This is a genomic window from Mycobacterium sp. (genome assembly GCF_019247615.1).
In the GTDB taxonomy this organism is placed as follows: domain Bacteria; phylum Actinomycetota; class Actinomycetes; order Mycobacteriales; family Mycobacteriaceae; genus Mycobacterium.
In genome coordinates this window covers 1-6,062 of record NZ_JAFBAT010000256.1, presented here as the reverse complement: position 1 = coordinate 6,062, position 6,062 = coordinate 1, and the positions used below count along the sequence as shown (strand labels likewise).

At 66.2% G+C, this 6,062-nt stretch carries 6 protein-coding genes; 1 reads left to right on the top strand and 5 read right to left on the bottom strand.

Annotation, left to right across the window (positions count from 1 at the left end):
* Positions 1-69 precede the first annotated feature (69 nt).
* Genes JO059_RS17485 through JO059_RS17470 form a run of 4 tightly spaced genes read right to left on the bottom strand, consistent with a single transcriptional unit; the run spans position 70 to position 4,418 of the window.
* Positions 70-978: a glycosyltransferase family 2 protein gene (locus JO059_RS17485; RefSeq protein ID WP_293320924.1), complete on the bottom strand. Its 909-nt coding sequence runs from the start codon at positions 976-978 to the stop codon at positions 70-72.
* Positions 975-1,784, bottom strand: a complete 810-nt coding sequence (locus JO059_RS17480) for an ABC transporter ATP-binding protein (protein ID WP_293320922.1) — start codon at positions 1,782-1,784, stop codon at positions 975-977. Before JO059_RS17480 ends, JO059_RS17485 begins: the two co-directional genes overlap by 4 nt.
* Positions 1,785-1,788: 4 nt before the next feature.
* A complete protein-coding gene (locus JO059_RS17475; protein WP_293320920.1) occupies positions 1,789-2,340 on the bottom strand; it encodes a bacterial proteasome activator family protein in 552 nt (183 codons plus the stop codon).
* A gap of 14 nt (positions 2,341-2,354) precedes the next feature.
* Complete coding sequence (locus tag JO059_RS17470; RefSeq protein WP_293320918.1) at positions 2,355-4,418, bottom strand: DUF6541 family protein; 2,064 nt, start codon at positions 4,416-4,418, stop codon at positions 2,355-2,357.
* 120 nt (positions 4,419-4,538) lie between these two features.
* Between JO059_RS17470 and JO059_RS17465 the strand changes: the two genes are divergently transcribed.
* Positions 4,539-5,735, top strand: coding sequence for a cysteine desulfurase-like protein (locus JO059_RS17465; protein ID WP_293320916.1), 1,197 nt, complete (start codon positions 4,539-4,541; stop codon positions 5,733-5,735).
* A gap of 94 nt (positions 5,736-5,829) precedes the next feature.
* Here JO059_RS17465 and JO059_RS17460 read toward each other — a convergent pair.
* Positions 5,830-6,062: zinc-binding dehydrogenase (locus tag JO059_RS17460; RefSeq protein WP_293320914.1), on the bottom strand; the 233-nt coding region annotated here is incomplete at its 5' end.

Below are 6,062 nucleotides of genomic sequence, written 5' to 3'. Positions count from 1 at the left end.
GAAAGCCGTCGACCAGGTCGCCGCGGGCGCGGGCGAAGGTCCGCGACTGTGCCGCCGCGTCGATGAATGTCATGTCGATCCCCCCGGCCTCCCGAACTGCTCGCGACGTCCCAAGCGGCGCAAGCGAACCCACTCCCACATGCCCTTGGGGTCGCGGCGCGTCACCAGGAAGAACCAGCCGAACCGAAGCCATTCCTGGAGGAGCAGCTTGCCCAGTCCGGGCTGGGCCATCAGATAGCCGCGGTTGCGGTAGGTGAAGAACCGCTTGGCGGGATCGTCGGGATACTGGGTGTGCATTCGGCCACCGAGTATCGGCCGAAATTCCTCGGAGCCGCAAGGGTGCAGATAGACCGCGTCCAGACATGTTCCGAACGGCAGGCCGGACCGAACGAGTCGGCGGTGAACTTCGACTTCGTCGCCGCGAATGAACAGTCGTATGTCGGGGACGCCGACCGCGTCCAGGGTGGACGCCCGAAAGAGTGCGCCATTGAACAACGACGCTATGCCACGAAGCAGATCCTGCCCCTCCTCGGTGCGCAATTCGCTTGCGCGCCTGCGCCATACCAGTCCCCGCCGCAACGGGAACGCCAGCCGGGCCGGGTCGTCCATATTGCACACCATCGGCGACACCTCGGCCAGGCCGTACTTTTCCGCGCAGGCCAGCAACCTCGCCAGCACGTGAGAGTCCTGTGGGCGCCCGTCGTCGTCGGCCAGCCACACCCAGTCGGCCCCATGTGCCAGCGCCTGCAACATGCCAAGCGCGAAACCGCCCGCCCCGCCGAGGTTTCGGCGCGAGCCCAAATAGGTCGTCGAAATCGGCTGGCCGGCAACCAAATCACGCACTCGGCCGTCACCGTCGTTGTCGACCACGATCAGATGATCGGGCAACCGGGTTTGCGCGCTGAGTACGTCCAGCGACTTGGCCAGCTCGTCGGGCCGCCGGTGGGTCACCACGACGGCGATTACGGTCTCACTCATCGTTGTCCGGCGGTTTCTTCCAGCACCTCGCGCACGTGGCGGGCCGCATCTTCACCCTCGTAGGCACGCACGACGTCTTCGATGCCGCCGGTCATTCTGATGACTCCGTGATCGATCCACATCGCGGTCTTGCACAGCCGGGCCAGGAATTCGTTGGAATGACTGGCAAATACCAGGATTCCCGAGCGCTCCACCAGTCGCTGCAGCCGGGACTGGGCCTTCTTCAGGAAGTCGGCATCGACCGCGCCGATCCCCTCGTCGAGCAGCAGGATCTCGGGATCGATGCTGGTGACCACGCCCATGGCGAGCCGGACCCGCATGCCGGTGGAGTAGGTCCGCAGCGGCATCGACAGGTAATCGCCCAGCTCGGTGAACTCGGCTATCTCATCGACCTTTGACAGCATCTGCTTTCGTGTCTGCCCCAGGAACAGGCCACGGATGATGATGTTCTCGTAGCCGGATATCTCGGGGTCCATGCCGACCCCCAGGTCGAAGACCGGCGCCACCCTGCCGGTCACCGTGGCCACGCCGCGCGTGGGTTCGTAGATGCCCGAAAGCAGCCGCAGCAGAGTCGATTTCCCGGCGCCGTTGTGGCCCACCAGCCCGACGCGGTCACCCAACTCGAGCGACATGGTGATGTCGCGCAAGGCCTCGACAACGACGACGTTGGAACTGTTGCGACCGATCGTGCCGCCCGCCTTGCCAAGGAACGCCTTTTTCAGGGAACGCGATTTCGCATCGAAGATCGGAAATTCGACCCACGCGTCGCGCGTCTCGATGTGGGGACCCGAACCCGGCACCGTCATCCGCTCAGAGGTACTGCCCGTGCCCGGACCCGCTGTGGCCCGAGCGGATGCCCGGCGGAAGGGCGCTCTGGCGCATCTGCTCGAGCTGAGCGCGGGCGGCCATCTGCTGGGCGAACAGTGCGGTCTGGATTCCGTGGAACAGCCCCTCGAGCCACCCGACCAACTGGGCCTGGGCGATGCGCAGCTCCGCATCCGACGGGGCGGAATCCTCGTCGAAGGGCAGGGTGAGGCGATCCAGCTCCTCCCGCAGTTCCGGTGCGAGCCCCTCTTCGAGCTCGCGGATGCTGGTCGCGTGGATGTCACGCAGCCGATTGCGGCTGGCATCATCGAGCGGTGCCGCGCGCACTTCCTCGAGCAGCTGCTTGATCATGGTGCCGATGCGCATCACCTTGGCGGGTTGCTCCACCAGATCGGTCAGGGAGCGCTCGTCGGAGTCGTCGCCCTCGTCCGCATCACGGAGCGCCATGATCCGCGGATCGACGCCGCCTATGACCTCGATGCCATCGGCGTCTGGGCCGTCTGGGATGTCCCTGCCGTTAGCCAATCCATTCACCATCCTTATTGCAGACCTCACGGGTGTGGCGCCCCGCCGCCCGGGCGCCACTCGTAGATTCGAGCCCCCCCGTTGTCGTAGATCATCGTCCACGACTTCGATCTATCGAGAGACACTAGTCCGTCGGGTGTGGCGAACCCGCGCACGTTGCGGACGCTCGTCAGGATGTACCTGATATTGAGCGCTTTGATCGCTTCGACGACCTTCGGATCCGATTCGCCTTTGCGGGCGGAAATCCAGAAGATGTAGCGGTAGTAGCCGGGTCCGGTCTGCTGCGGGAAGTCGTAGTGCGTCCACAGCGGGTGCAGGTCGGCCACCGCGTACATCCACGCGGTGCCGTCGATGTTGGAGTTGCCGATCAACGTGTTGCGCGCATCCGGCAGTTTGGCCAGGTAAGCCATCGCCATGAGGTCTCGCTGATCGATGATCACCGAGTCGTACTTGTCCCCGAACAATACGAGGTGCCGGTACAGGTAATGCCTGCCGGAGAGCACGGTGGCCACCAACAAGAGGACCGCGGTGGCCGCGGTCCAAAAGGGCGTCCACTCCGAGTACCTCCCGCTAGCGGGGGACCGGGTGAACCGGCTGGTGACGCGTTTGGCCACCGAAATCACGACCACGACGATGGCGAACAAGGCCATGCCCGCCATGGGGGTCGCCAGCATCGTGACCACGGCCGTGAGTCGCCGCGGATCGTTGTAGAAGAACTGGCTGAACTGCTCGATGGCCCTGCCGACGGGATTGCGAAAGGGCGCCCCGGAATAAATGGTCGCCACCGTGAGCAACAGCCACACGGCGGGCGGCCAAAAGATCCGCTTGTACAGCATGATCACCATGCCGACCGCCGACAGGAAAACCAGGCCGTATTGAATCGGGAAGTCGTTGAGGTGACGGGTGTGCAGCAGCAGGGCATCGATGATGCCCTGCTTGACGCTTTTGAAGCTGGGGAATGCGTGCCCGGCGATGATGTCCGCCTGCCTGAGCACCCCGAGGAACTGTGGGGCCAATATCAGCGCGGTCGGCACCACCACGGCGGCCAGCGTCAGCACGTCGGCGAGCCGACCCCGCACCGGGTGCCACAGCGCGTCCAGGGACCACCAGGCCACGAGGAACAGGATCACGACGAATCCGCCGGTGAGGTGGACCGACAAGACACCCACGAGAGCCAGCACGGCCGCCGGGATGCGGTCGCGGTGCCGCAATGTCGAGGCGATCAGCACGAACGTCGGGATCGCGACCCCGTAGGCGGCCAGATTGGGCATCGCGGCGACGCCGAACTCGACGTAGGGCACGGATGTGAACGACGCTGACAGCGCCGCGGCGGTGGCCGACACCCCGGCGGCGCGCCACCGGGAGGCCGACGATGCCGGTGAGGCTGAGGAGGCCGACACATCTGACCGGGAGGCCGACACATGAGATTGACTGCTCATGGGGCGCAACAGAAACCAGGTCAGGGTGGCCGCGCTGGAAGGGAACAGCCAGACCGACGCGGCCAGCGACGTCAGCGTGTAGCCGGTGGTGGGTGCCGCGCCGGTGAGTTGGCAGTAAACCGCGGTCAAGGCGTGAAACACCGACGGGTAATACAGCGCCTGGTGGGTCTCGACGTTGCGGAGCTCACCCATGTGGGTGGACGACGCCTGACCCGTGTCCAGAATGAAGCGCACCTCGTTCGCGTGCCAGACAGCGTCCCAGGTGCTCGGGACGGACTCCCAGCGCGTGAGGCCGCGATAGCCCGCCCACATGATCAGCAGTGCGCCCAACACCACACCGGCAGCGACCAGCAACCCCGGCCAGCGACCGACCCCCCGGGATTCGGCCTCGGGGTCGCGGTAGCGGGTCATCACCAACTGCAAACCCGTGGCCACCACGCACACCCCCGCCAGCGTCGCGAGCGCCGTCCAGCCGTTCCACGGGATTTCGAGCGCACCGAACGGAATGATTGCCAGCGCCACCACGCCATACGTCAGCGCGGGGCCGACCGCGATTGCGACCGGCCAAGTGAGCTGGGTGATGCGTGCGACGATCGTTCCGGGCGTGATCAGCAAAAACAGCGCGGTCAGCGTTCCGAACCAGAGGCCCACTGGACTAGTATGGCTGGCCGGGTGACCTCGCCCGCCAAGCCGCTGTCCGGCTGGAGCGTCTCTGGGGCACCCGCTACCGTCACAGTTTCGCCGAAATGCGGAAGCTTTAAGGTGGCTGGCATGGCTTACGACGTCGCCCGGGTGCGCGGACTGCATCCGTCGCTGGGTGACGGATGGGTGCACTTCGACGCGCCCGCTGGCATGTTGATTCCCGATTCCGTTGCGACCACCGTGTCAACGGCCTTCCGTCGGTCCGGTGCCACCACTGTGGGGGCACACCCGTCGGCGCGGCGCAGCGCTGCCGTGCTCGACGCGGCGCGTGAAGCGGTGGCCGACTTGTTCAACGCCGACCCCGCAGCCGTCGTGCTGGGCGCCGACCGCGCCATCCTGTTGTCGTCGCTGGCCGAGGCGTCGTCGTCGCGCGCCGGTCTCGGCTACGAGGTGATCGTCAGTCGCCTCGACGACGAGGCCAATATCGCCCCGTGGCTACGGGCAGCACACCGTTACGGCGCCAAGGTGAAGTGGGCCGAGATCGACATCGAGACAGGTGAGTTGCCGACCTGGCAATGGGAAAGCCTGATCGGCAAGTCGACCCGGCTGGTCGCCGTGGCGTCCGCGTCGGCAACGCTTGGCACGGTCGCCGACCTGCGGGCGATGACCAAGCTGGTGCACGACGTCGGCGGTCTGGTGGTGGTCGACCATTCGGCCGCCGCGCCGTACCGATTGCTGGACGTCAAAGAGACCGACGCCGACGTGGTGGCGGTGAACGCTCTCGCGTGGGGTGGTCCGCCGATCGGGGCGATGGTGTTTCGTGACCCGGCGCTGATCAACTCGTTCAGCTCGGTCTCGACCGACCCGCACGCGAGCGGCCCGGCGCGCCTGGAGGTCGGCGCGCATCAGTTTGGTCTGCTGGCCGGCGTGGTCGCCAGCATCGAGTACCTTGCGGCGCTCGACGAGTCCGCTCGCGGGGGCCGCCGCGAACGCCTTTCGGTCTCAATGCAATCCGCCGGCGCCTACCTGAACCGGGTTTTCGATTACCTGATGGTGTCTTTGCGGTCATTGCCGTTGGTGATGGTGATCGGTCGCCCGGAGACCCGGATACCGGTGGTCAGCTTCGCCCTGCACGAGGTGGCCGCGGAGCGTGTGGTGCAGCGCCTGGCCGACAACGGGATTCTCGCCATCGCCAACGAGAGTTCACGCGCGCTGGACGTGCTGGGTGTCAATGACGTCGGCGGCGCCGTCACGATCGGGCTGGCGCATTACTCGACGACGGCCGAGGTCGACCAGCTGGTGCGTGCGCTCGCGTCGTTGGGCTGACCCTTTAGTGGCGAGCGTAACCTGGGCGCGGGCCCAACCGCACTGCGAAAATCCAGGCCAGAATTCGCAGCCAGGTTCGGTTCGCGCAGAGGACCTAGACCGTCAGCACGATCTTTCCGGTCACCTTGCCCGCAACGAGTTCCTGATGCGCCGCACCGGCCTGCTGGATCGGAATGCGTGCGCCGATGATCGGCCGGACCCGGCCGTCGGCGATCATCGGCCATACTGACGCCGTCACCGCCGCCACGATCTCGCTCTTGCTGTTCGGCCCGCTCACCGGGCGGCCCCGCAGCGTGGTGCCGATGACGCGCGCCCGCTTGACCAACA